This is a genomic window from Flavobacterium sp. P3_A6 (assembly GCF_056403035.1).
On record NZ_JBFUGG010000024.1, the window covers coordinates 33,823 to 60,272 of the forward strand.

The following is a 26,450-nucleotide window of genomic DNA, read 5'->3' on the forward strand; positions in this document are numbered from 1 at the left end:
GATTTTCAATCTAAAGTATATTTATTCTAACATAAAAATTTAAAAATATTTTATTAACTGAATTTATGTTGTTACAAAAAAAAGCCTACTCTTTTGATGATTTTTAAAAGAAGTTCATAAGATTGGGTTTAATTACAATACCAAATCTCAACATATTTACTTCTTTATTGTACTCTAATAAATTTTCGCCATATCCGTGAAACCCTTGTAGCATTAAATAAAAATTTGAAGATTGAACTGGCTTGAAAAACAATTGTGTTTCAATTGAACCTTTCCAGTCCCACGAAGCTCCTTTCTTCAATATAATTTTAGTATATAGTTTTTGAGGGAGAAAAACATAAGTAAATCCGATGTCTCCATATCCAACATATTTAAGTAAATCCGGATTTTCCGTTTTATAACTAAACGGGATTACTGCCTTTGTTTCAATAAGTAATCTTGAATTAATTTCGGCGCTCCAATTTAATGATATAAAATTCCAACTTCGAGAATAAATACTATCTTTTCCGTTGGATTCGTGTTCCAACATTAGGGAATAATATCCTAATCTTCCTTTTTTGTTCATATAAGGTTTAATTAATCCAATTCCCGGATTAAAATTGATATCACCGAAAGGGCTTGATTCCTGATAAATATCCCAAAATGACTTTTGTGTATAGGTCAAATAAGCGTAAACATTATCAAACACAGGTTTCTGGTCTATTCTATATTTAAAACTAATTTGAAATTTAGCATCTGAATTATTTATTGTTGCGTTTTCTTTAAATGCTGTGCCTGTTATGAAATAATTGTCTTTGTACATACTAAAACTGGGCTGACTTAATAAAATTTTGGTAGCCTTTGATTTGTTAATGGAGTCATTATTTTGTGCGTTTGCATAAAAAATTATACAAACAAAAAGTGTTATGGTTAGGAATTTTGTTTTAAAAAAAGTCATATTCTTTATAATTATTTTTTTATTACTTCGGATGTTTTTTATTTATGCTGTTTATTCCACTCTTTCCAATTTTAGAGGGTTTAGGTTCAGCTTTGTGAAATAATTATGGATGCATAATTATTTGTTGCCAATTTCATTTTTAAAAAATTCTGTTTGAATTTGTAACCCTTTAGGGCTTAATAAACTGTATAGAAAATAATTGTTAACACACTTAATTTGATTGTGTCTATAGATGGATGAGTTAGATTCATTTATTAGATTATGTAAAAAATTAAAATATATTTCAATTGAAAAATTATCATCTAGTACATTGCTGAAAATATCTTGAGAACGACCTTTGTGAATTATTTTTTGTAAATTATTCTWTAAATTAACTAACTCAAGATGAGTTATTAAATCGTAAATATTCTTAAAATTAGTTTTTGTCTCAACAATAAATATTGGAGTAATTACCACATAAATTTTTTCAACGGCTTTGAAAATGAGTTCCAAACTTTCAAAAATTGTTTCTGTATAAATTAAGTTTTCAAATTCCAAGGTGTTCTCAAGGAAGGTTGCCAAAACAATTTTATGCAATAGCAACTCTTTTGTTTTGAAATGTTTATAAATAGTTTTTTTTGAAATTTTACAACTCAAAGCGATAGAATCCATTGAAACAGATTTTATTCCATAGCTTGTAAATAATGAACTTGCCTTATTCATTATTAGGCTATCAATAGTATGATTAGGAATCATTATTAGCTGGATTTATATTAGATTATCAGGAAAGTGTGCCACAAGCAATTGCTGTTTTCAAGCATTAAAAAGTCAAAAGCTCGGAAAATATAATACCTCGCTTTCGACCTAAAAAAAATTAATGATTGATTTGAATTGAATTAGTATTCTCTATTTTTTTGGGGAATTTTAACCTCCATTTGTAGTTGAATCTATCAATAGAGTAATATACCATTGGAACAATAAAAATGGTTAAGCATAGACTTGTTGAAAGTCCACCAATGATTACCCAAGCCAGTGAATTTTTCCATTCGGAACCTGAAGAAGTGGACAAGGCAATAGGTAACATCCCTATAACCATTGCGATTGTTGTCATCAAAATTGGACGTAGCCTTCCCTTTCCAGCTTCAATAAGTGCAGTCCAAGTGGATATGCCTAGTGTCTTCTTATGATTTGCAAAATCGACTATAAGAATAGCATTTTTAGCAACCAAACCTAAAAGCATAATCATACCTAACATTGTGAATATACTCAAAGATGATTTAGTTAGTGCTAATAATAAAAACACACCCACAAACGCAACGGGAATTGAAAACAGAACCACAAATGGATATACAAAGTTATCGTATAGTATGACCATTACTAAGTACATTAAAATAATAGCGACAAGAATTGCCAGTCCCAGAGAACCAAAAGAGTCTCCCTGTCGTTCAGCATCTCCACTCCATTTAATATCGATATTTTTTGACAATGGCTTTTCTGAAAGCGATTTTTTAATGTTTTCTGCTAAATCTCCAGAAGTGATTCCCAACACATCGCATTTTACCGTTACTGCAGTTCTTCTGTCTTTACGTTCCAAGACACTTGGTCCGCTTCCTTGTGTTACTTCAGCAAATTGTGATAGTTTTATTGCTTTTCCAGAAGAATTTGTCAAAGTGATGTTTTTGACATCTTCGACACTCTTTTTATCAAAATCGTCAAACTTTACGTTAATATCATATTCCGAAGTACCTACACGAAATTTGGCGTCATCATTGCCTGCATAAGCGTTTTGAAGCGTTGCCCCAACAGTATTAATATCCAATCCAAGGAGACTCATTTTTTCTCGGTCTATATTTACTTCCGCTTCAGGATTTCCTTCCTCTACACTCAATTTTGTATTTATAGCTCCTTGCATTGTGCTAATTCTATTTTTTAAATCATTAGCTTCTTTCATCAATTGTTCGGTGTTTTCGCCATTCAAAACTATTTGAATCGGTTCTCCACCATTTACCATACTAACCATTGTTGGATTGACTTTTACGCCACCAAATTTTTTAGCTATAGTTTGAGCGTATTTCAGCATAAGTTTTTCTGTAGGCTGAACCCTTTGGAGCTTATCAACTAATGTTACTGTAAGTTCTGTTTTATAGTCAGAACCTACACCCGAAACTATAGATGAAGTACTACTTCCTGCTACATTACTAAATACAGTGGTTATGTCAGCTTGTTGACGCAAATAGTTTTCTATTTCATTACTTTTAATATTATTTTGGATAACCGTGGTGTTTTTATCAAATTCTAAAGCCAATCTAAATTGCCCTTTATCAGATTGAGCAACAAACTCACTTCCAATAATTCCCATTTTTAATATCATTCCTGTGGCTACAAATAGAGATAGTATGAAAACAGAAAAAATAATTTTATGCGTTAATACCCATTTTAAAGAATTAGCATACCAATTCGTAAAACCTGTTAAAACATTCTCAAAGTAGATAAGAAATCTATGAAAAAAGTTGTCTTTATTTAAAATTGTTATTTTGCCATAGCGGGATGCTAACCAAGGGGTTAATGTATAACAAACAAACAAGCTCATTAATGTAGATACGACTATTGTTAATGAATATTGACGCAGTAAATCACCAATAATACCATTTAAAAGTGCCAATGGAGTAAATACCACTACATCAACCAGCGTAATTGCCATTGCTGAAAATCCAATTTCATTTCGACCATCAAGAGCGGCTGTTCTTTTGTCTTTGCCCATTAATAGATGGTGGTGAATGTTCTCTAAAACCACTATACTATCATCGACCAAAATACCAATTACCAACGATAATGCTAAAAGAGTCATTAAATTCAATGTATATCCAAACATATACATAGCAATGAAAGTTGCTATTAACGAAGTTGGAATTGCAACTAATACAATTAAAGAATCTCTGATGCTATGTAAAAACAAAAGCATAATTGCTGATACTAAAAGAACTGCAATAAGTAAGTCGTGAATAACTCCATCAGCAGCATCTAGGGTATAATCTGCCGTGTCATCGGCAGTAATAAATTTTACATTTTCCTTTTCGTATTTATTTTCTAAAATTTTTATTTTTTCTTTAACCTCTTCACTAATTGCAACAGCATTTGCATCGCCCTGTTTTTTTATCAGTAAACCAATTCCATTTTGTCCATTATATCTAAAAATAGAAGCTGGAGTTTTGGTAATGTCGGCTACTGTTGCAACTTCGCCCAATTTAATAGGACTTCCAGATGCTGGTAATGCAATTGTTAAATCATTTAACTGTTCTACCGAATTGAATTTACCTGTTAATCTAACTGTCATTTGGCCAGTTTCTTCAGATTTAACTTTACCAGTTGGAAATTCAACGTTAGCATTATTTATTGCTTGTGTGATGCTTAATATTGATAAACCATAATAGTCTAATTTATTTTTATTGATATTTACCTGAATTTCACGTTCTTGACCACCAATTAAATTGATTTCTCCAATTCCGGAGATTTGTTGAATTTGTGGCTTAATTTCATCTTTTATGATATCATAAAATTTTGAGTTTGATAAATTTGAAGTTACACTAAGCTGAATAATGGGTTGGTCACTAGGAGATATTTTAGTGATACTGGGAGTTTTTACTTCAGATGGCAAGTCGCTCATAATATTATTTATTTTGCGTTGTACATCTTGTTGTTTTTCATTTATATCTACATCTGTATTAAACTCCGCAGTAATTATTGAGGTACTTTCCAGAGATTGTGTTGAAATACTTTTTATACCGTCAACCCCACTGATAACATCTTCAATTTTTTTAGAAACTGTTTGTTCTACATTTGAGGGAGATGCGCCCGGGTAACTTGTCATTACCGATAAAGTTGGCTGACTCATATCGGGCAAAAGTTCATAGCTTAAAAGGCTATATGAAAACAGCCCGCCTCCAATTAAAATTGTAAATATTACAATTATCAGTGAAGGTCTTTTTATCGCGATTTCTGTTAAAGACATATTTTACTTATTTAATTTCTACTTTAGAACCATTTGTTAAGTTTACTATTCCACCGGTTACGATGGTTTCCCCTTCAGTAAGACCACTTACTACTTGAACAGCAGTTTCATTGCTGACTCCAACTTTGATATTTCTCAAATTAGCTATCCCATTTTCTACGACATAAACTTTTGGATTTGAAGAATCTCCAGTAACTGCGGATCTTGGAATACTTATCCCTTTGCTTGTTATTGAATTATCAACTGTAACATTACCATACATTCCCGCTTTCAAAGGCATTATACTATTATTAGGAACTAAAATTTTTACACTATAATTATGAGATTCGTCAGCTTGACTTCCAATAAAGCTAACCTTCCCATTAAAAATTGCATCAGAATAGACGTCAGATTTGACTTTTAAATTCATATTCTCTTTAAATTTGGAAAGATGCTTTTCAGGGACATTTATTTCTAATTTTAAACTGTTTATATCTATTAATGTAGCCAAAGGAGTGCCTATGGACACAATAGCTCCTAATTCTACATTTTTTGAAGAAATTACTCCGGAGAACGGTGCTTTGATAACACAAAAACTTATTTGTTTAATTAACTGATCAATTTGAGCTTGGCTAGTTAATTTTTGAGCTTTAGCATTTTCAATTTGTAATTGGGTAACTCCTGAAGGTGCTGCTTCATATCTATTCAATGTGTTTGATGCAAGGTTAAAACTAGCCTTTGCAGAGCTTAACTGTGCTTGTAATACACCATTATCCAAACGAGCAATTATAGTACCCGTACTTACAGTAGAACCTTCCTTAATATAGACAGCTGTTACTTTTCCAGAAGTTTCAGTTGAAATAGTGACTGTTCTACTTGGCGTAAAAGAACCAACAAATGGTACGGTTTCAATAAAATCGCTTTCTTTTACTTTCTCGGCTTGAATTACCGCTTTAGTGTTTGAATTAGGTTGATAAATTCTAGCTTTTTGTTCTTTGCTATTTGAGTTTAGTTTGAATGCAGTTAGTGTTATTGCTACTGCTACCGTAAGAGCAATTAGTATTGCTTTTGCATTTTTTTTCATATTTTCCATAAATTAGTTTAGACTTTTTAATTGTTAATCAATTTTCCTTGCGCTTTTTTTAGATTTAATTCGGCTTGTTTAATATTAATTATTGCAGTCAAATAATTATTTTGAGCAGATTGAAGTTCAGTGTTCGAATTAATGTAATCACTTACTTTAACCAACCCATTCTGGTATTGACTTTCAATATCTTTCATCACTTTTTGTGCTAGGACGAAATTTCTATTTTGATTTTCATACGTAATAAAATTGCTTTTTAAATCAGCCATAGCATCAGCAACGTCTTTGTTGTTTTGCAAAATGGTTTGTTCCGCCTGTATATCTAATTTTTTAAGCTCAAAATCTTTCTGCTTTATTTGAAATTTTTTGCTAAACCCATCAAAAATGGGAACACTTAAATTTAGCCCAACGTATGAGGATGGATACCATTTTTCATTAAGGTTTTTTAATGGATTAGCAGAAGTATAATATCCCGTATAGCCTAAATTGCCTGTCATTGAAAGTGTAGGAAGATAACCGTAGCTTATGTTTTTACGTTGTAAATTAGTTATGTGTTTATTTTCTATTATTTGTAAATAATTGGTTTTATTTTGTGCATTAAATGAAGCTTGTTGTAATGCGATAGCATCTAACTCTATATCCGTGAAAGGAATTACTTGTATTGCATCATCTAAGGGAACATTCATTAAAAGTTTAAGAAGATTATAGTATTTCTCTTTTGAATTTTTTGAGGTCTCAATACTCGCAGCACTATTATCTCTAGTCACCAGTAACCTATCAACATCTGTCTGTGTTGCCAATCCTGCTTTATATTGATCTTGTGTTGACTTCAATAATTTTTCAGTATTATTTAAATTTTTATTGCTTAAATCAATTTGTTTCTCGATAGTTTGAATATTGTAATAAGTAGCTGTTATGTTATAAATTAATTCCTCTTTACTGTTTTGAATTTGCAAGTGATTTAGCTCTAAATAGGCTTTTGTCGCTTTTAATGCAATTAAAGAAGAGGCATTAAAAATGGTTTGATTTAAAGTGATGCCAGCAGATTTTGTTTGTGGGACTCCAAATTTTACAGCGCTATACGAACCAGCTTGTCCGCCAAAAGATTCTGATGGTAAAACAGAAGTTGAAACATCAAAATAATATTGATAGGATGCACTTCCGTTAATTGAGGGCAATAGCGTGCTGTACGCTTGACCTATACTTGCTTTTGTTTTCTCTAAGTCATAATTGTCAGACTTTAGTTGTAAGCTTTGATTTAATGCCTTTTCAATACATTTTTCAAGTGTTAATATATTTTGAGCATTTACATTAACTATTACACTGAAAAATATTAAAATGATTGATAATTGATTTCTAATATTCATATTCCTTTTTTTATTTAATGGTTATTTTATTTAAACTTAATTGTCTGTCAAAATAGTTCGACTATTTTGTCGAATTAGGGACAAAAAAAACGATTCGTTTTTTTTTTTATTATTAAATGCGGAAATTCTTTTCTATAAACTCAAATACAAAACTTTTTCTACTCACCATATATTTCATAAATTCCTTGTCATCAATGTTTAGCATAACCTGAAACATTGACTTAGCAACAAAAGGGTACATATTTATGGAGAGTAATGTCATAAAAATTTGCATTGCATCACCTTTTAACTCACCGTTTTCGATTGCTTTCTCAATTTCAAATAATAAATTATTTGTAGTATTGAGAGATAATCCTGAAGAAAATATTTCTTTCATTATATCTGGATTTTGATTGAACTCATTCAGAAAAAATAAATCATATTCAGGATAAAGCATTGCGCTTTCAAAATATCCATTTGTAAATTGCTTCATCTTTTCAATAATTGATGAATTTGAATCATAAACAAGATTGGCACGCAATGCTATTTGCTCAAAAGCTTTTGTCCAAACTACTTGAAATAATTTTTCTTTACTTCTAAAATAGTAATGTAATGCTGTTCGGCCAATACCAGCTTCGGTAGCAATTTCTTGTAATCGAGTACCTGCAAGTCCTTTTTTTAAAAAAACTTTTTTGGCTACTTCTAATATATGCCCTTCCATATCTGTATTCATTGCAGTCTAATTTTATTGTTCGACGGAATTGTCGAATGTAAATATATAGACTTTCTAATAAAAATTAACTAAAATCTCGAACCGTTCCTTTTTTTTATTTGGCAATCAGCATATTAGAACTTTGAATTAATTATCTGAACACACATTAGGAACAATGCACTAATTGCAATAATATTTTTTTTCGTTATCATAAATTATAAATTTTATGAAGCAAAATTGTTGAAATAAGATGAAATATGAAATAAGAATATATCCGAAATGGACAAATTGAGTTTAAAGTGGACAGAACATAAACTTAAAAAATAGATAGTCATTATTATTCGGTCCATCGAAGTTTCTGTTAGAACAACTAATATGACAAAATATATAGTTTGGATAAATTATACTATGTATTTTGTCATAAAGGTATCAGGAACCACAAGATCTTGATAATAATCAGGATGTCATTGTTATTACTGAAAAGTTATTGTTTTTACCTGTTTGTTTTGTGCCGAAAAATAGCCCAATGCTTTCCCGCTAATATTACTTTTGGGATTATTAGGTGTGTTTTGTCCATTTGAATTTTGATCTAAAACATAGAAGTAGTTGTAAACATTTTCATCAATACCCAGCATCTCGATTGTAACTTTTGAACCTTTAATAATTTCGTTATCTTCATCTGTACTGCTTATACCAAAACTGTTTACTTCTCCATTGATTAAATCATCATTTTGAGTAAAAAATCCTTTATCAGCAACTTCATTGATTATAAGATTGAAACGATAAAAATTTGGAGTAGCTGCCGGATCCATAAATACAGGTATAACTACATAGCTGCTTTCTTCCCCTGGTTGTGTGAAAGCATTTTCTTCAAAAGTTATGTCTGTAAACGGAACTACTTCTGGCATAGTGGAAGTAGCTTTATATTCAACGCCCTGAATAGTTACTGATAGTGAGTATGTTTTCCCCGAAGTTCCAGTAAAGTTAGTAGCCTGATAAACGCCCGGACTGGTTTCAGTAAAAGTAAGTGCAGCATTACCATTTTCACTCACTTTAACTATAGCATTTGAAACAGCTGGATAGTCACTAGGCGCATAAAAATCAACAGATTTTGTAATTTTGACCGTTTGGATATTACTGTCATTCGAAATTATACCTTCTATAACATATTGGCTTTCAGAAGATTCTAAATCGAGAACAATTTCTTTCTCACAGGATGTAAAAATAGTAAGGACTAGTAGCAATGAGATTAAAGTTATATTCTTCATAGTCTAAAAATTAAAATTATACGTTACACTTGGTACAAATTTGAATAAAGCAGTTTGAACAGCTCTGGTTTTTGTAGCATCATTGGGGTCATCTTCAAAATCTATTGAATAAGCATTTTCTCTGCCATAAGCATTATAAAGGCTAAAGTTCAATGAACTTTTATATTTCCCTCTTGGGGTTAAATTCATCGTAGCGCTCAAATCCAGTCTGTGGTAATCGGGCATACGGTCTCTATTTCTGCCGTTGTAATAATAAACGTTTGTTCCGTTAATATTGTATTTACCACTAGGAAAGGTTACGGCATTACCGGTATTGTAAACAAATAAGGCAGAAAATGTCCATTTTTTGTTGAGTTCATAGGTTCCAACCAGCGATATATCGTGAGTTTTATCTTGTCTGGCATTATACCACAGATCATCATTGATACCGTCGATTTGTTTTTGGGTTTTTGATAAAGTATAACTTACCCAACCTGTAAACTTACCTCTGGTTTTCTTTAATTGCATTTCCAATCCATAGGCTCTGCCTTGTCCATAAAGGAGTTCGCTTTCAAGATCTGGTGCTGTATTGATGTTTGCTCCATTTTTATAATCTACTTGATTCTGCATCCATTTATAGTAGGTTTCGACACTTAATTCAAATAGACCATCTTGAAGATTCTTAAAGTAGCCCATCGAAATTTGATCACTTATTTCGGGTTTAATATTATAAGTACTTCCAATCCACTGGTCTGAAGGTCTTCCTGATGTAGAATTGGTTAATAAATGTAAATTTTGAGTATTTCGGGCATAAGCCGCTTTAATACTTGTGTTATTATCCAAAGTAAAATTACTGGAAAATCGAGGCTCAATATTGTAATATGTTTTTCCAATTTTTTCTTTTTCCAGAGTAACTGAACCCATTACGACATCGCCGTCATAAAAATTGTATTTGCCTGGGCCGACAATACTAAAGCTGGAATAACGCAGACCATACTCAATGGTCATCCAAGATAAAAATTTGTTTTCGTGTGAAAAATAGATAGCATTTTCCAAACTTTTTCTAACTGTTTTAGTTGAAGTGTCTTGATTAATGTCCTCTCCCGTAACTCTTGTTGGGTCAATGTTGTGGAAAATGGAATTGAACCCAAATTTGAATTTGTTCTTTGTGTTGTGAAACCATTGATAATCCTGTTTTAAATTATAATCTTCAATTACAGAACTCAAATTGATATTGCTTCCGGAATCTACATTTACATTGTATGAATATTTGCTATAAATAAGAGAAGTGTTTACAAACATTTTTGGGCTGATAATGCTATTCCAACGTAAAGTTCCGGTAGCATTCCCCCAATCAATTCCAAAACTACTACCAATACTTAACTCATCTCTACCAAAATAACCGGATAAAAATAATTTGTTTTTATCATTGATTTCATAATTGGCTTTCATATTCATATCATAGAAATAAACCTGATTATCTTTAAAATCTTCTGTTGTCTTGAGGAACAAATCAGCATACGTTCTTCTTGCTGACAATAAGAATGAAGATTTTCCTTTTTGTATAGGTGCTTCTACATTTATTCGGCTACTGATGAGGCCTATTCCTCCGCTCACACCAAATTCCTGGTTATTACCATCTTTCATTACCACATCTAAAACCGAAGAAAGTCTTCCACCGTATTGTGCTGGAGGATTTCCTTTTATAAGCGTTGTTGATTTAAGCGCATCGCTATTGAAAGTGCTAAAAAATCCTAGTAGATGAGAAGAATTATAGATTGGTGCTTCATCTAACAAAATTAAATTTTGATCGAAACCACCGCCACGAACAGAAAACCCCGTACCACCTTCTCCATTTGACTTTACTCCGGGTAATAATTGAATGGTTTTTAGTACGTCTTTCTCCCCAAAAAGTACAGGAAGTTTTTCGATGTCTTTCATATTGAGTTTATCTACTCCGATAGCAGTATTTCTAATTTTGTCATTTTTTTGGAATTTTACAACTACTTCCTGCAACAGATTATCATTGGTCAGTTCTATGTTTAATTTTATATTCTTATCTATTGCTACCTCAATAGATGTATTGGTAAAACCAACATACGCTACTTTAATCGTATAATTTCCTTTGGGAACAGTAATGGAGTAAAACCCATACTCGTTTGAGGTTGTGGAATAATTTTTTAGATTAGATTGAAGTATTATATTACAGCCTAATAAGGTTTCCCCATTGCTTTTATCAATTGTTTTTCCACTTAAAGTGAAATTCTGACTAAAAACCATATTGGTGAAAAACATTAATAATAAAGGAAGGATGAAATTGTTTTTTAAAATCATAATTTTACATTTAGAGTTCAATTCGATGGGTTAATTATTGGGATTAAAATATTTTATTATAGAGAATTACAATTTTAAATTGCATTTTTTGTATAAAAGACTCAATTACTTTTCTTACCTGATTTGCCAATAGTATTTGGATTTAGTGTGACGGTAAAACCTAGATTTAATCCCATACTAAATGTATTTGCACTATTGTCAGATTGATTTATATAATAGCGTAATGGTATTGAACTATTTACTTTCAATACAGGAGAAAGACGGTACTCTAAACCCATATCCAAAGCTGGTGTATAATAACTGTTTTCATTGCTTTTTGCAGAAACACCAGAAGACTTGATCTTAATTCGAATATTAGTCATTGAATACATTCCGAAGCCAACTGAGCTGAATAAGCGTAATGGCTTGTCAGGATTATTAAAGTATCTAAACATAAATTCTCCACCAAATAAAGCGTATGAAGAAATTGTTCCTTTTTCATTTGATTGTACTTGCTCCATAATTGCATTTTTGTCAGGCTTTTTAGTTCCCATACTTAAATTGATTATAAAAGCTGTTTTATTTCCAACAGATTTTTTAAAAGATAACCCATAGGTTGCCATTACATCACTAGTGGTATTTAACTTTTGGCCAAACAATACAAATGGTGAACAAAAAAATCCTACATCAAAATTTTGTTTGTAATTGGACATTTTTGTAGCTTGTATTTCTTCACTTGTATAAGCCTTCGGCTTTGCATAATTTTGATTAATCAATAAAGTGTCCAATTCTGATTTTAGTATTTTTAAATTGTCCTGATTGTTATCAACAATATTAAAATGATAGCTATTGTTTTTTATTAAAAAGGGTGTTTTATGTTCTGTTTGACCTGATTCATAAATTAAAAAGAAAACCGACTCTTCAATTCTATGAACATAGGATACTGCATTAATAACCACATTATAACAGCTTAATGATAATACATCCTCTCTATTTACTAATTTGATATATAAGAAATTATAATCTGTAAAAAATCCTGAATCGATATATGAATTACTTTGGCTATAATTTTTCAAATCTTCTCCTTTTACATCTACTACAATTACCCCTTTTGGGTTTATTGCGTTTTCTTTAAAGATATACTCACTATAACAATTTGCTCCAGAGCTGTTGTAATTGTATATTTTTTGTGAAAAAATCAAGTTGGTTGTCAGTAAACTAAAAATTATAATTAGTCTTTGTTTTGATTTGTTAGTTAATATTATATTGGACATATTGCTTTTAGATGAATTTGTTATAACCGTTTGATTTTAAATTTTTTTTAGACTTATTCATTGAAGAAGAGATAGTAGTAATAATAATCCCAGTACGATTCTTGCCAATAGAAAAAAAAGTAATTCAATAACAAAACAAACAGACTTATCATTATGAATTCTAAAATTTTATCCAGCGTCTTTCTCCCTAATATAATTTTCATAGACTAAATTTTTTGCTATGGTCTATCAATCTTCCATCGGCTAACTCAATTGTTCTATCACTTGCTTTAGCAAAATCATTATCGTGTGTTACGGCAATAATAGTCTTATTGTGTTCTGCCGTGATTTGTTTGAAAATGTCGAATACGATTTGTGTATTTTTACTATCCAAATTACCTGTTGGTTCATCGCACATTATTATCGCAGGGTCATTAATTAAGGCTCTAGCAATAGCTACCCTTTGTTGTTGCCCTCCACTCAATTTTGACGACTGTTTTAAGGCTTGTTCTTTTAATCCTAATATTTCTAGTTTTTGGTAGGCTCTGGCTTCAACTTCTTCATAAGAGTATTTGCCCAACTTTAATCCAGGAATCATAACATTTTTTAGACAGGTAAACTCTGGCAATAGGAAGTGAAACTGAAAAATAAATCCAATATTTACGTTACGTAATGTTGCCAATTCCTTTTGGGTTTTACCTGTTATTTTTTCGTTGTTGATATATAATTCCCCATCGTAAGAAGTGTCCATTGTGCTGAGACAATACAGTAGTGTTGATTTTCCGGAACCACTTTTGCCAACCAAAGTCAAGAATTCACCTTTGTAAGCCTCTATGTTTATATCATTCAGTACTTTGAATTTTACAGGCTCATAGAAATGCTTACTTAATGAATTTGTTTTTAATATAATTTCTGTCTTTTTCATAATCCGATTATTTTCTAAAAATTTCAACAGGATCTACATCTGCTGCTTTTTTTGCAGGAAAAAAACCGGCACACATAGTAATAATTAACCCTAATGCAGAACTGCTGGCAAATAATCTGGTCTCAAATTGTATTGGAAAATAGCCTACAGGTCCCCCCATATAAACATTGGACATTATACCGATAAGAACAGCACCAATAACTAAGCCCATAACAATCCCTATTAGTCCCATTACAATGGCTTCGACCATAAAAATTCTAATGACATCACCACCCGAAAAGCCTGTTGCTTTTAGAATTGCGATATCATTAATTTTTTGCGATATCGTCGAACTAAGAATGTTATAAATACCAAAAGCTGCTACAATAAGTATGGAAAGAGATATTGCTGTCATTAAAGTATCTCTCGTTTTTCCTGATGATAAAGCATCTGCATTGGTTGTTTTCCAGTCTTCTACTTTATAAGGGGTAAGTTGTTGCAATTGGGCAGCATAAATTTCACTTTTGTTTGCATCTGGTACATTAATAAAAATGTCATTCACAAAAGAAGGACCTTCTTTGACAAATTGCTGTGCTGTACTTATGTTTACATAAGATTTGGAATTATCCGTAGTGGTAGCTCCACTCGAAAAAATTCCTACTATCTTCATTACTTTCACAACCCCATAGGAAGAAGTTACCGTAATGTTATCGTCAATACCTAGATTTAGTTTTTCTGCAATTCCGCTACCTATAATAATACCGTTCAAATTATTTTGTAACCCTTGCAGACTACCTGCCACAATGGTTTTGCCGGTCTTGAACATTGAATCGTATTCAAAAATATCTACACCGCTCCCCATACCTTTAATCTGGGTCTGACCTCGGTTATAAAACGCATCGAAACTAACCTGGGAAATTGCATTAGTCACATAAGGTTCTTGTTTGATTCTCGATAATAATGATTCGGGATCAACAATCTTCTTTGACAAAGTGGTAATTTGAGGATTAATAATAGCGAAGACTTCTGTGGAATTTTTAGCATTTATCAAAGGTTTACTCAATTCATCATCTTTGTAAATCTTAATATGTGGACTATTCTTAAACATTTCTTCTTGCGCAAAAGCAGTAAAGCCAGCTGTTAGAGAATTAATAAACAAATAAATACCTACTCCTAATGTTACTCCTAATGCTGCTACCAAAGTTTGTTTTTTCCTCGTAAAAATGTGAGTTAAGGCAATTTCTATATTTACATTGCGTTTCATAGCTTAATCTTTTAATTGCCCTTCTGAAGGTTTATTCTCAAGCAGATTATCAGTAACTAATACAGTATTTTCATCTATTCCTTTTAAAATTTGTACCCATTCATTACTTACAAATTTTGTCTCTACTTTTGTTTTTCCATTTTTACCTTTTATTTGAACATTGCCACCAAAATCTATATAATTACGTGGAATAAGTAAGGCATTTTTGGAGGTTGCAACTACAATGTTACTTTGTAATTGAGTACTAATTATTTTAAAATCTAAGGAATTAATAAAAGCAATTTTGCAGATAAATGATTGGGTGCTTTCATCAAAGGCTGGTGAAATTTCGGTTACCACACCTTTATAGACTTTTCTTTTTTGTGTATTTAACTGGATTGCTGCTTCTTGACCTATTTTTACTTTTGCAATATTTGCTTCATCAACATTAACTTTTGCATAGATACTTGTTGGTTCTCCAATCAAGGCAATGGCTTCACCACGTTTTACAAAATCGCCTTCTTTTTTGTACACCTTCAGGACTTTTCCTCCAAACACTGCTACAACTGTGTTTCGTCCTGTTATTAAGTCATTAATATTTTTACTAGCTTTTTTACTTATTACTTCTTGTTCAGCTTGTTGTTGTACTTGTTTATAATTCTCTAAAGCGCTTTCGTAATTGGCTTTTGAAGTTCTATATTGCAATTCAGCATTGTCTAAATCCATTTTCGCTATACTATTAGTTGCCCACAATTTTTGATAGCGTTGTAAATTGATGAGATCCAATTCCATTTTTTGGTTGTAACTTCCAATAGTATTTTTAGCTTGCTGTAATGCGGGAGCACTACTATTCGTATTGCTAAGTGCTATATTATATAATTCGGAGGAACTTCGCTGATTAAATTTAGATTCTCTGTTATCTACCACCGCCAATACTTTTCCTTCATTAATCAAATTACCTTCTTCAAAACTTACTTGGGTTAGATACCCATCGGCTTCAGCTGCAAGTTCATATGTGTTTTTGGCTTCTAAAATTCCAGAAGCAAATACAGTCTCGGTAACATCTTTTCGAATTGGTTTAGTTTCTTCAGTTTTTTTTCCACAAGAAGCTGTGAAAATGGAAACGATTATTATTAATAATGACTTTTTCATTCTATCTAATTTTATTGTTAATGTCAATTCTTGCTTGTGATAAGTGAATACTAATCTTTGCAGAGATTAGATTGTACTCAGCATTTACCATTGCATTAAAACTGTCTAAAGTCTGATCTAGCGATTGTAATCCGGAAGCATATAAATTCTTGTTTTTCCCATAAGTATCCTTTCTTAGGATATAAATTTCATTATAAGCCTGATATTGTGATTTATTTTTACTAAATTCATTTTCAAGCTTTCTAGTATCTAAAACTGATTTGATTTTGGCCTGCTCTGTTGATTTTTGAGCTAGTTCATAATCATACTTTGCATTAAATTTTTTAGTCATACTACTGGCGTTGGGCAACGGTATCGAAAGTTTTAACCCCATATAACTGCTTTTATACCAAGGTCCCCCAAACACTTTGAAAGTATCACTATATTGTTGAGAAGATTGATTCGTAGTAAATGAAAGATTTGGCAAAATGTATTTTTTTGCTTGTTTGAAACTTCTTAAAGCATATTTTTCTTTTAATACTGCATTATCAAGATTAAGTGTATTTTCTATCACATTAGGTTCAAAAAATTCAACAAAATCTTGATTGCTGTTTTCGATTATAATTTCTTTTTCTTCCGGAATATCACAAAGAATTTTTAAGCTTAAATAATTTTGTTGGATTGAGAATTCAATTTGATTTGCATTTTCTTTTGCATTTAAAAAATTAGCTTTGGAATCGTTAACATCTTGTTGTTTTACCAGCCCTAGATTATATTTGTTCAGTACAATTTGATAAAGTGTGTCTGCTATAGCTTGATAGTCTAATGCACTCTTTTTTTGTTCTTGGAGAGAAACAATATTAAAATAGTTATTGGCAATATTTTCCTGAAGATTTTTTAATGAAATTTGAGAGTTTGAATTAGTAAGGTCTAAATTAATCTTTGCTAATTTCAAATTTTCCCATCCTTCAAAGTTAATCAGTTTAATACTTGTATTCATTTCAAATGAAGTATTATACTGTTGTCCAAACGTAGTCTCATTATAGGTTCCAGGGTTGCTTTCATCAGGAAATAATGTGACCGGTAATTTTGTGTTATCGGTAAAAGATAAATTTTGGGTTCCAGTAGGATCAATAACACCAAGTAAAGCAGCGAGCTTTGCTTTTTTTGCTTGGTTGAATTTAATAGAATTACTTTGCAGAGTTAAACTGTTTTTTGAAGCGTATTCTAAAAGAGTATTAAGGTCTGTAAATTTTTCTTGCGAATAGGTGCTTGATATAATACATATCATAAATAACACGATGGTTTTTTTCATTATCATTTAACTTTTGAAAAATAAACCACCCTAGTTATCAAGAATTTTTTAGCAACTACTTTTATCCTATTGCTGTTTTCGATATTTATAGTTGCATCGAGAGAAATGTCTTTGTCAGCGGGGGTAAGTGTGCCCGATAATTTTTTTTCTTTCTCATTATAAATCATTTTTTTAAAAATAATTTTTCCATAATACAGATCTGTTGGATCACTTATCTTACCATAATAAGCACCATCAGTACCCAAATAAAATTCAACTGAAAGTTTAGGACCATTTTCACCTTTCCATTTGCCAACCAGTGTATTAGAACTTTGATTAATTGTCTGAAAATACATTAGGGACAATGCACTAATTGCAATAATAATTTTTTTCGCTATCATAAATTATAAATTTTATGAAGCAAAATTGTTCAACTAAGATGAGCTGTGAAATAAGAATATATCCGAAATGGACAAATTGAGTTTAAAGTGGACAGAACATAAACTTAAGAAATAGATAGCCACTCAATAAAAGAAGTAATTTTTAGTTTGCCAATTATGATTTGGTACTTAAAAGGGAGATTAAGATTCACTAATACTTTTCTGTTAAAATGATGTGAAGCATCTTTTACCGCTTTGCGATTTATTAAAAATTGGCGATTTGCTCGAAAAAAAAATGGAGAAAATGTTTTTTCCAAGGAATCTAATTTCTGCGAAATAATAAATGTTTTTTGTTCAAAAGTGTATGCAAAAACATAATCATCTTCTATATAGAATACAGCAATATTTTCACCACTTATAGGTAAAATTTTATCTTTTTGTTGAATTATGATTGATGGTAATTTTGAAGGATTCAAATTGTTTTTTAAGGCATTAATTAAGTGGCTATATTCGTTATTACCAATAGAGAATTTATCCTTGATCGTGAAGTATTTCTCTAGAGCATTAGCCACTGTATTTTTGCTGAAAGGTTTTAAGATATAATCAATTCCAAATACTTTAAATGCTTCTAATGCGTATTCGTTATAGGCAGTACAAAAGATTACAGGTATTGAAACATTGGCTTTTTCAAAAATTTCAAAACTCAAACCATCCCCTAACTCAATATCTGAAAAAATTAAATCAATATTTTGATTTTGCTTAAAAAATACCAAAGCATCTTCTACCGAATGCAAAATCTCTACTATTTCAGCATCGGGTTCTACAGACAAAATCGTTTTTGATAAATCTTTTGCTGTAATCTTTTCGTCTTCAATAATTAATATTCTCATCAGTTGATTAATGGTAATGTGACACAAAATGAAGTCTCTGTATCAAATACTTCAATGTTTTTTCCAGTGATAATTTCGTATCTCCTGTTTAAATTTGCTAGTCCAATAGAAGTCCGTTCAGTTACTTTTAAAGAGACTTTATTGTTTTTTACACTTATGTAATCTTCGTGATATTCAATTTCTATTTTGAGAGGTTTTTTTTCTGTAAAATAATTATGTTTTAATGCGTTCTCAACAAGTGTTTGTAACGCAAAAACAGGGATTTTTCTTTTCATAATTTCATCAGGTAAATTGCATTGAAATATAAATGCATCTTCAAAACGTACCTTTTGAAGTATTACAAAATCATTTGTGAATTTTAATTCTTCTTCAAGTGCAACAATATTTGTTTTATGCGATTCTACAGAATATCGCAAAAATTCAGAAAGTTTGATTGCGTAATTTTCTGCCTTTTCACTATCCTCTATAATTAACGATTTCAAAACACTTAGTGAATTGAACAAAAAATGAGGTTGCAATTGTTGTATTAAAACCTGTTTTTGCGCTTCAAGTTGTTCTATCTTGAGGTGTTCAAGTTTAAATTCAGCACTTTTTTTCTTTTCAGAAATTATAATAGAATTGCAGATCATTAAAATAATTGTATTTATTGTAATAGACGATACTATAGGGTATAGGTAATAAACATCTAACAAATCAAAAATTGTTGTCGATTTGAAAACATTTAATAAATATGCTCGTTGGGGAATAATCGAAAGTGTAATGATATAACTTAATAGATATACAACCCACCTTTTTGAATTTTTTAGGTATAAAATTAGGACTATGTTAATAATCCAAAATATTAAATTGTTAATTGTTACTCCTAAAAGCGTGAAAAAAAAATATTTTATTGAAAATATATTAAAAACATATAAAGGACTAATACCATAAAGTGCAATAATAGGCGATGAGATCAAAGCATTTAAGTAAAGACGTTTTTTCATTATATATTTTTCATTTAAAAAAAGATAAATTTATAATAAATCTTAAAAATAGTATCTTAAATACTAGAAAATGTTTACACTATCTTTTTAGTAATATTAATAGTTAGTTTATTCTTCAAAACCTGCATATCCTCACTCACTTTTTTGTCTAAAATTTTAGCGTAATGTTGAGTAGTTTGAATGTTTTTATGACCAAGCATTTTACTTACGGTTTCAATAGGAACGCCATTTGTGAGCGTTACAGAGGTAGCAAAAGTATGTCGTGCCATATGAAAAGTAATTTCTTTTGAGATATCACATAGATCTCCGACTTCTTTAAGATAGGCATTCATTTTTTGGTTAGTCAAAATTGGCAAAATACTATCTTCATTTAAGCACTTTGGATGATTGGCATATTTTTGAATGATTTCCTGGGCAATTGGCAGCACTGGAATTTTTGACTTGGTATCTGTTTTTTGGCGGTTTTTGAATATCCATTTTTCGCCATCAATGCCTAATGCTATGTGATCTTTCTTTAATCCTTTTACATCAACATAAGCCAAACCAGTGTAGCAGGAAAAAATAAAAATATCCTTTACTAAAGTTAATCGTTCAGATAAAAACCTTTTATTGTAAATTCTATATAGCTCTTCTTCAGTAAGAAAATCTCGTTCTACTTCTTTCATTTTTCCTTCATATCGACTGCAAGGATTTTTATCCAACCAATCGTTGTCCAGACAAATCTTGATTATTTTTCTGAAATTCCTAACATATTTAACGGCAGTATTGTTATTACACTTTTTAACACTTCTCAAATAGAATTCAAATTCGGTTACAAAGGCATAATCAATTTTGTTTATGCTTATGTCCGAAACATTGTATTTCCATTGGATGAATTCTTGCAAGTGTTTCAAAGATATTTTGAAGCGTTCTAATGTGCCATAAGCATAGCCATTTCCGATAAGTTCTTCAATTTTATCATTGTGATTTTGATAAATTGGAATTATCATTCGCTCACGTTGATGGGTTCCTAATATTCTTGATTTGAAATTCTCCAGGGATAATTCTTCATTTTTATGGATTAGTTCCATTTGAATATCAAATACTTTAGATTTCATTAAATCAAGATAGTTATTTATTGTTCTAGCTTCTTCAGAGCTCCCTTTCATTTTCGATAATTCTGGCGACCATTTGGATTTTTCAATGAATTTCTTGGAACTAAATTCGAAACGTTGGCCGTCAACGGTCAATCGAATATAAATTGGTAATTGTCCTGCTGCATTAGCTTTTGTGGTTTTTGCATAAATGTGTAGAGTGATTTTTGCTTTCATTGTGGTGACCTTTTAATTAGTATTCAATTTAATTTTCTAAAGGATAGCAAACAAGATGTACATATTCTGAACAAGCATTAAACTGGTTGTTAGTACGACTGTTTGCAAGGATTGAGAAGATTTAGCGAGACCCTAATTTTGATTTTTTTTAGGGTCTCGATTTTGTCCCTTTCCAATTAAGATTGAATGAATAATTTGGTATATGCGCAAAAGAAAAAACCCTATAAATCGTAAGATTTATAGGGTTTTGAAACCATTTGTTATTAAACTTGTGGGCGATGAGGGGTTCGAACCCCCGACCCCCTCGGTGTAAACGAGGTGCTCTGAACCAGCTGAGCTAATCGCCCTATTTTATTAGGTTGCTATCATTTTGTGATTGCGAGTGCAAATATAGGCTAGTTTTTCGCTTATGCAAAACATTTCTAAAGAATTTTTACTTTTTATTTTATAAAAATATTCAGTTTGCTGGTATTTAGTGTTTTAAAAAGTAAAAAAAATGCAGTAAAAACGAGTTTAATTCTTAATTGAGAGGCTAAGAGATTAAGCTGCTAAGATTTTAAGATGGAAAAATTGATAAATAACCAGCAAAAGCCTCGGATTCTTATTGAATTTTTTGAGCAAGAGACAAAAAATCTGTGAAAATTCGCCTGATCAGTATAATCCTGTGGGCTATTATTTCATTGGAATTAATCCTTTTTGCCGTTTTTGGCTTCAATCCAGCGTGACATATATTTGGTGCTGGTTAAAGTGTGATGTTGTAACAATGCTCCAAAGAAATTGTCCAAACGGTGCTGTGGTAAGTTGAAAAGCAAAAATTGTATTTGGGAAGCAAAATCATTTCTAAACAATTCTTTTGAATACCGCTGATTGATAATTTCGATTCCATTCTGCTGTGCTGCTGTCCAAAGTTTTTTGTCTTGGTATAGTTGTACGGCAGCTTTTGTAAATTCATTTATGTCATCAGTCACAAAACCATTCCAAGGCAGATTTCCCTGCATGGATTCGGCGCCGATGGTGGTCGTAATGCTCGGCGTTCCGCATTGCATGGCTTCGATCAGTTTTCCTTTTATGCCCGCACCAAAGCGCAGGGGAGCCAAAACAATTTTTGCGTTTTGTACTACTTCATTGGCATCGCTCGCACGGCCTTTTATATGAAAACCCTCTTTAGGCTGGTGCAATTGCATTACTTTTTGGGAAGGATATGCTCCGTAAATAGTAAGGTTGGCATCTGGCAATTGTTTTCTTAGTAAAGGCCAAATGGTTTCTTTCAGATACTGAACAGCATTCCAATTGGGTTCATGAAGAAAGTTTCCTATGAAAATAAAATCGGTTCTTTTCTCAAAAGAAGGAAGTTTTTCAAAAGCAGTTTCCTTAAGCGGCTCTAATAAAAAAGGTAAATAATATAGCAGTTTTGGATCTATTTTGAAAGTTGTTTGCAATAGTTCCATTTCAAATTTGGAAATGATTAAAGAAAGATCGCATCTCAAAATACTGGCGATTTCTCTCTTCGCAACTTCTTCCTTTAAAGTATCTGCAGTTGTGAAATCTCGATCTGCTTTAAAAGCTTTTTGTCTGGCCAACCGCAGGCAGTGTAAGTCTTCAGTATCCAATATTCTTAGGGCATCAGGGCAATTTTCGGCAACTCTCCACCCGAATTGTTCCTCAATCATAAATCGGTCAAATAAAACAACGGCTGGATTCAGTTCTTTGGCAAAAACATCAAAACTGGAGCAATTCAAAACAATTGATTTTTTATCGACATTCAGTGATGCCAAATCAGCCATAAAATCACTGTCCATGGCCGGACTTGCAAATGTTATATTAAATCCTTGTTGCTGGAACTGTTCAATCAACTGGAGCATTCTGCCTCCAGCCGCCGAAGAATTAGGTTCAGGCCAGACAAAACCAATGATTAAAAGTTTTTGAATTGAATTCATGATATTAAGATAATGGTGCAAAATAATGCAATTTAAGCGGTTAAAGCATCATTTTTAAAGGGAAATCAACAGGAAAACACTAATTTTGCAGGATTAAATCATTTGATATGCTTGGATTGAAATTAGTTACCGACCCGCGTTGGGTAAATATAGTAGAGAGTAATATTGAAGAAATATTGACAGATCATGCTTGGTGCGAACAAAAAGCGGCTTCGAACGCTATTAGTTTGATTACGTACAATTCGGAGTTGGAGGAATTGGTAACCGAGCTGTTGGTTATTGCAAAAGAAGAATTAGATCATCTGCAACTGGTGCATAATTTAATAAAAAGCAGAGGGCTGACTCTAGGCAGGGAACGCAAAGACCATTACGTAAATGAGCTTTATAAATTCATGAAAAAAGACGGCAGCCGTAAAGATGCTTTGGTAGATCGATTGCTGTTTTCTGCAATGATAGAAGCCAGAAGCTGTGAGCGGTTCAAAGTGTTGTCAGAGAATATAAAAGACCAGGAATTGGCTAAGTTTTATCGTGATTTAATGATTTCTGAAGCAGGACATTACACCACTTTCCTTGGCTTTGCCAGAAAATATGTGGACAATTTTGATGTCGATAAGCGTTGGCAGGAATGGATTGAGTTTGAAACCTCGATTATCGTAAATTACGGGAAAAACGAAACTGTTCATGGTTAATATTCCATAAACTGCTTAATTTTTAAATTTTCATTTTTATTAATTCATTTATCAAACTTATGCCGGCGATCAATTATAAAACAATTTTTTTTAAGATTTTAAAATATACAGGCATAACGCTTGCGGTTTTATTGGCGCTGATGTTTATCACACCTTTAATTTTTTCGGATAAAATAAAAGAACAAGTAAAGAAAACAGCCAATGAAAAATTAAACGGAGAACTGAATTATACTGATGCGCACGTTTCCTTTTTTACGCATTTCCCTTCCTTGACTTTGACTTTGACTGATTTTAAACTCAACGGATCGGCTCCTTTTCAAAATGAAAAATTAGTTACTGCTGATGAGATTGCTTTTGGAATTAACTTAAGCAGTTTGGTTTTTGGAGAAAGTATAAAAATTGATCAAATTTTCCTTTCCAATTCATTGATTAATGTAAAAGTCAATAAAAAAGGGGAGGCAAATTATAATGTGTATATCGCCGATAAAACTACTGCTCCAAAAGAAGAAGAAAAATCAGAAACGGGATTAAAATTAGAAGAAATCGAAATCAATAACAGTAAAATTATTTACGACGATCAATCTGCCAATGTCCACATAGATGCAGTAGGTTTCAATTATTTGGGTAATGGAGATTTGAGCCAAGCTATTTTTGCATTGCATTCGAAAGCAAAAATCGAAAAGCTGAATATTATTTACGAAAATGAACCTTACTTGATGAATAAAAAAGTGGATGGGGATTTGATTACCAAAATAAACACCAATTCACTGTCTTTTGTATTTGAACAAAATGACCTCTTTATAAACAAGCTATTAGTCGATTTTACAGGGAAATTTGACTTTTTGAAAGATGGCTATGATATTGATTTTAAGTTAAAATCAAACAAAAGCAATCTAAATGACCTTTTTACTGCTTTTCCTCCAAAATATATTGCTTGGCTAAAAGACACTGAATTGAAAGGAAGTGTAGATTTGTTGCTAACCGTTAAAGGGAAATACATTGCCTCACAAAACATCGGACCTGATTTAAGTTTGGATTTTAAGCTAAAAGACGGATTTGTGAATTATAAAAAAAGCGCTTTTCCAGTTTCTGATTTTAATATGGATATTGCTGTCAAAGTGCCTTCTCTGAATCCAGAACTTTTACAGCTGGATGCCAAAAGTTTATCTTTAAATATAGAAAAAAATTACGTTAAGGCGCAATTGAAAATGAATGGAATGACTACGCCAGATGTTGATTTGGCATTGAATTCCAACATTGATTTGGAGAAATTAAACCGCGCACTTGGAATTCCGGATATAGAGTTAAAAGGAATGCTTGTAAGCGATTTGAAAGCCAAAGGGAAATACGACCAAAAGCAACGGCTTTTTCCAATGACAAATGGGAAACTGGATCTAAAAAACGGATTTGTAAAAACCCAATATTACCCAAATCCGATTACCGATATCAATATTGTGTCTACAATAACCAATCAAAAAGGGACTTATGACGATCTTTCGGTAGTGTTGGAACCGGCTGGTTTTACCTTTGAAGGAGAACCTTTTTTGGTAAAAGCCGATTTGAAAAATTTTGATGATCTGAATTATGACATCAAAGCCAAAGGGACTTTAAATATTAGTAAAATCTACAAAGTGTTTTCTCAAAAAGGATTAGATGTTGATGGTTCTATCAAAGCCGATTTACAATTGAAAGGGATTCAAAGCTATGCTGAGAAAGGAGATTACAGTAAACTGCAAAATAAAGGCACTCTCGAACTCCGAAACATAAATGTCCAAACAGAGTATTTGCCTAAATCATTATTGATAAAAGAAGGAATATTCAGGTTCAATCAGGATAAAATGTCGTTTAATACCTTTTTGGCTTCTTATGGACAGTCTGATTTTAAGCTAAATGGCTATTTGACGAATGTGTTTAATTTTATGTCTTCCAAAAATGGCACTTTAAGAGGATCATTTACTTTAAACTCAAAATTTATCAATGTAGATGAGTTCATGTCAAGTACAACGGCTGCTCCAGGGACAACAACAACTGTTGGTTCAAATAGTGCTCCACAACCAGCGACTCAAGAAACCGGTGTAATTCTGATTCCGTCAAATATGGATTTGCAATTTTATGCTGCTGCACATAAAATTAATTACCAAGGATTGATTTTGAAAGACGGAAAAGGAGCCTTGAAAATGAAAAAGGGAAAAATGCTAATGCAAAATACAGGATTTAATCTTATAGGGTGTAATGTTGCCATGAATGCAGCTTATCAGGGCATCACTCCTAAAAAAGCAGTTTTTGAATATGATATAAAAGCCACAGATTTTGATATCAAAAAAGCTTACAAGGAAGTGAAAATGTTCAAAGAAATGGCCAGTGCTGCCGAAAATGCAGAAGGAATTGTTTCATTGGATTACAAAATAAAAGGAAGATTGAATCAGCAAATGATGCCTGTTTATCCTTCGCTGCTTGGTGGTGGGGTGTTGTCTATAAAAGACGTAAAGGTAAAAGGGATGAAAATGTTTAATGCCGTGAGCAAAACTACAGATCATGAAGCGATTAAAAATCCGGAGCTATCCAAGGTGGATATTAAAACAACTGTAAAAAATAATATTATTACGATCGAACGGTTCAAATTCAAATTTGCAGGTTTCAGACCAAGAATTGAAGGAACATCCAGTCTGGACGGTAAATTGAATATCAAAATGAGATTGGGATTGCCTCCTTTAGGAATTCTTGGAATTCCGCTGACCGTTACCGGAACTAATAATAATCCAAAAGTAAAAGTTGGCAAACAAGGGCAGGATATTGAAGAAACTAAGGATACAGAAGACAATTAGAGGAT

20 protein-coding genes and 1 tRNA gene are annotated in these 26,450 nt (G+C 31.7%); 2 read left to right on the forward strand and 19 right to left on the reverse strand.

The features are described 5' to 3' along the window. Positions 1-103 precede the first annotated feature (103 nt). The 19 genes from AC1DVP_RS18225 to AC1DVP_RS18315 all read right to left on the reverse strand — a co-directional run bounded on the left by AC1DVP_RS18225 (position 104) and on the right by AC1DVP_RS18315 (position 22,931). A complete protein-coding gene (locus AC1DVP_RS18225; protein WP_477184908.1) occupies positions 104-937 on the reverse strand; it encodes a phospholipase A in 834 nt (277 codons plus the stop codon). Positions 938-1,054: 117 nt separating this feature from the next. Beyond that, a complete protein-coding gene (locus AC1DVP_RS18230; protein ID WP_477184909.1) occupies positions 1,055-1,672 on the reverse strand; it encodes a TetR/AcrR family transcriptional regulator in 618 nt (205 codons plus the stop codon). Positions 1,673-1,790: 118 nt separating this feature from the next. Beyond that, positions 1,791-4,925 carry an efflux RND transporter permease subunit gene (locus AC1DVP_RS18235; protein ID WP_477184910.1) on the reverse strand — a complete coding sequence of 1,045 codons (3,135 nt, stop codon included), beginning with the start codon at positions 4,923-4,925 and terminating at the stop codon, positions 1,791-1,793. 7 nt (positions 4,926-4,932) lie between these two features. Then, the gene (locus AC1DVP_RS18240; RefSeq protein ID WP_477184911.1) at positions 4,933-5,997 is read right to left on the reverse strand and encodes an efflux RND transporter periplasmic adaptor subunit; all 1,065 of its coding nucleotides are present in this window, start codon (positions 5,995-5,997) and stop codon (positions 4,933-4,935) included. Positions 5,998-6,014: 17 nt separating this feature from the next. Then, positions 6,015-7,355, reverse strand: a complete 1,341-nt coding sequence (locus AC1DVP_RS18245) for a TolC family protein (protein ID WP_477184912.1) — start codon at positions 7,353-7,355, stop codon at positions 6,015-6,017. 112 nt (positions 7,356-7,467) lie between these two features. Beyond that, positions 7,468-8,067: a TetR/AcrR family transcriptional regulator gene (locus AC1DVP_RS18250; protein WP_477184913.1), complete on the reverse strand. Its 600-nt coding sequence runs from the start codon at positions 8,065-8,067 to the stop codon at positions 7,468-7,470. 452 nt (positions 8,068-8,519) lie between these two features. Continuing rightward, positions 8,520-9,314 carry a DUF4249 domain-containing protein gene (locus AC1DVP_RS18255; RefSeq protein ID WP_477184914.1) on the reverse strand — a complete coding sequence of 265 codons (795 nt, stop codon included), beginning with the start codon at positions 9,312-9,314 and terminating at the stop codon, positions 8,520-8,522. A 3-nt stretch (positions 9,315-9,317) separates the two neighbouring features. Next, the gene (locus tag AC1DVP_RS18260; protein WP_477184915.1) at positions 9,318-11,627 is read right to left on the reverse strand and encodes a TonB-dependent receptor; all 2,310 of its coding nucleotides are present in this window, start codon (positions 11,625-11,627) and stop codon (positions 9,318-9,320) included. A 101-nt stretch (positions 11,628-11,728) separates the two neighbouring features. Further along, a complete protein-coding gene (locus tag AC1DVP_RS18265) occupies positions 11,729-12,880 on the reverse strand; it encodes a hypothetical protein (RefSeq protein ID WP_477184916.1) in 1,152 nt (383 codons plus the stop codon). A gap of 199 nt (positions 12,881-13,079) precedes the next feature. Next, positions 13,080-13,784: an ABC transporter ATP-binding protein gene (locus tag AC1DVP_RS18270; protein ID WP_477184917.1), complete on the reverse strand. Its 705-nt coding sequence runs from the start codon at positions 13,782-13,784 to the stop codon at positions 13,080-13,082. A gap of 7 nt (positions 13,785-13,791) precedes the next feature. Beyond that, positions 13,792-15,027 (reverse strand): ABC transporter permease, encoded by a 1,236-nt coding sequence (locus tag AC1DVP_RS18275; protein WP_477184918.1) that lies wholly within the window; start codon positions 15,025-15,027, stop codon positions 13,792-13,794. A gap of 3 nt (positions 15,028-15,030) precedes the next feature. Beyond that, positions 15,031-16,158 carry an efflux RND transporter periplasmic adaptor subunit gene (locus AC1DVP_RS18280; protein ID WP_477184919.1) on the reverse strand — a complete coding sequence of 376 codons (1,128 nt, stop codon included), beginning with the start codon at positions 16,156-16,158 and terminating at the stop codon, positions 15,031-15,033. Between the two features lies 1 nt (position 16,159). Next, positions 16,160-17,452, reverse strand: a complete 1,293-nt coding sequence (locus tag AC1DVP_RS18285; RefSeq protein ID WP_477184920.1) for a TolC family protein — start codon at positions 17,450-17,452, stop codon at positions 16,160-16,162. A 2-nt stretch (positions 17,453-17,454) separates the two neighbouring features. Then, positions 17,455-17,832 carry a hypothetical protein gene (locus AC1DVP_RS18290; protein ID WP_477184921.1) on the reverse strand — a complete coding sequence of 126 codons (378 nt, stop codon included), beginning with the start codon at positions 17,830-17,832 and terminating at the stop codon, positions 17,455-17,457. 104 nt (positions 17,833-17,936) lie between these two features. After that, positions 17,937-18,701: a LytR/AlgR family response regulator transcription factor gene (locus AC1DVP_RS18295; protein WP_477184922.1), complete on the reverse strand. Its 765-nt coding sequence runs from the start codon at positions 18,699-18,701 to the stop codon at positions 17,937-17,939. Then, entirely contained in the window at positions 18,701-19,684 is a 984-nt protein-coding gene (locus AC1DVP_RS18300; protein WP_477184923.1) for a sensor histidine kinase, read from the reverse strand. The genes AC1DVP_RS18295 and AC1DVP_RS18300 overlap by 1 nt, the downstream gene beginning before the upstream one ends. 74 nt (positions 19,685-19,758) lie before the next feature. Then, a complete protein-coding gene (locus AC1DVP_RS18305; RefSeq protein WP_477184924.1) occupies positions 19,759-20,994 on the reverse strand; it encodes a site-specific integrase in 1,236 nt (411 codons plus the stop codon). A gap of 272 nt (positions 20,995-21,266) precedes the next feature. Further along, positions 21,267-21,341 (reverse strand) — tRNA-Val (locus tag AC1DVP_RS18310). Positions 21,342-21,680: 339 nt separating this feature from the next. After that, positions 21,681-22,931, reverse strand: coding sequence for a glycosyltransferase (locus AC1DVP_RS18315; protein WP_477184925.1), 1,251 nt, complete (start codon positions 22,929-22,931; stop codon positions 21,681-21,683). A 107-nt stretch (positions 22,932-23,038) separates the two neighbouring features. On the opposite strand from AC1DVP_RS18315, the gene AC1DVP_RS18320 reads away from it, so the two are divergent. Further along, complete coding sequence (locus tag AC1DVP_RS18320) at positions 23,039-23,620, forward strand: MiaE family protein (protein ID WP_100433237.1); 582 nt, start codon at positions 23,039-23,041, stop codon at positions 23,618-23,620. A 59-nt stretch (positions 23,621-23,679) separates the two neighbouring features. Continuing rightward, positions 23,680-26,445 carry a hypothetical protein gene (locus tag AC1DVP_RS18325; protein ID WP_477184926.1) on the forward strand — a complete coding sequence of 922 codons (2,766 nt, stop codon included), beginning with the start codon at positions 23,680-23,682 and terminating at the stop codon, positions 26,443-26,445. Positions 26,446-26,450: the final 5 nt, after the last annotated feature.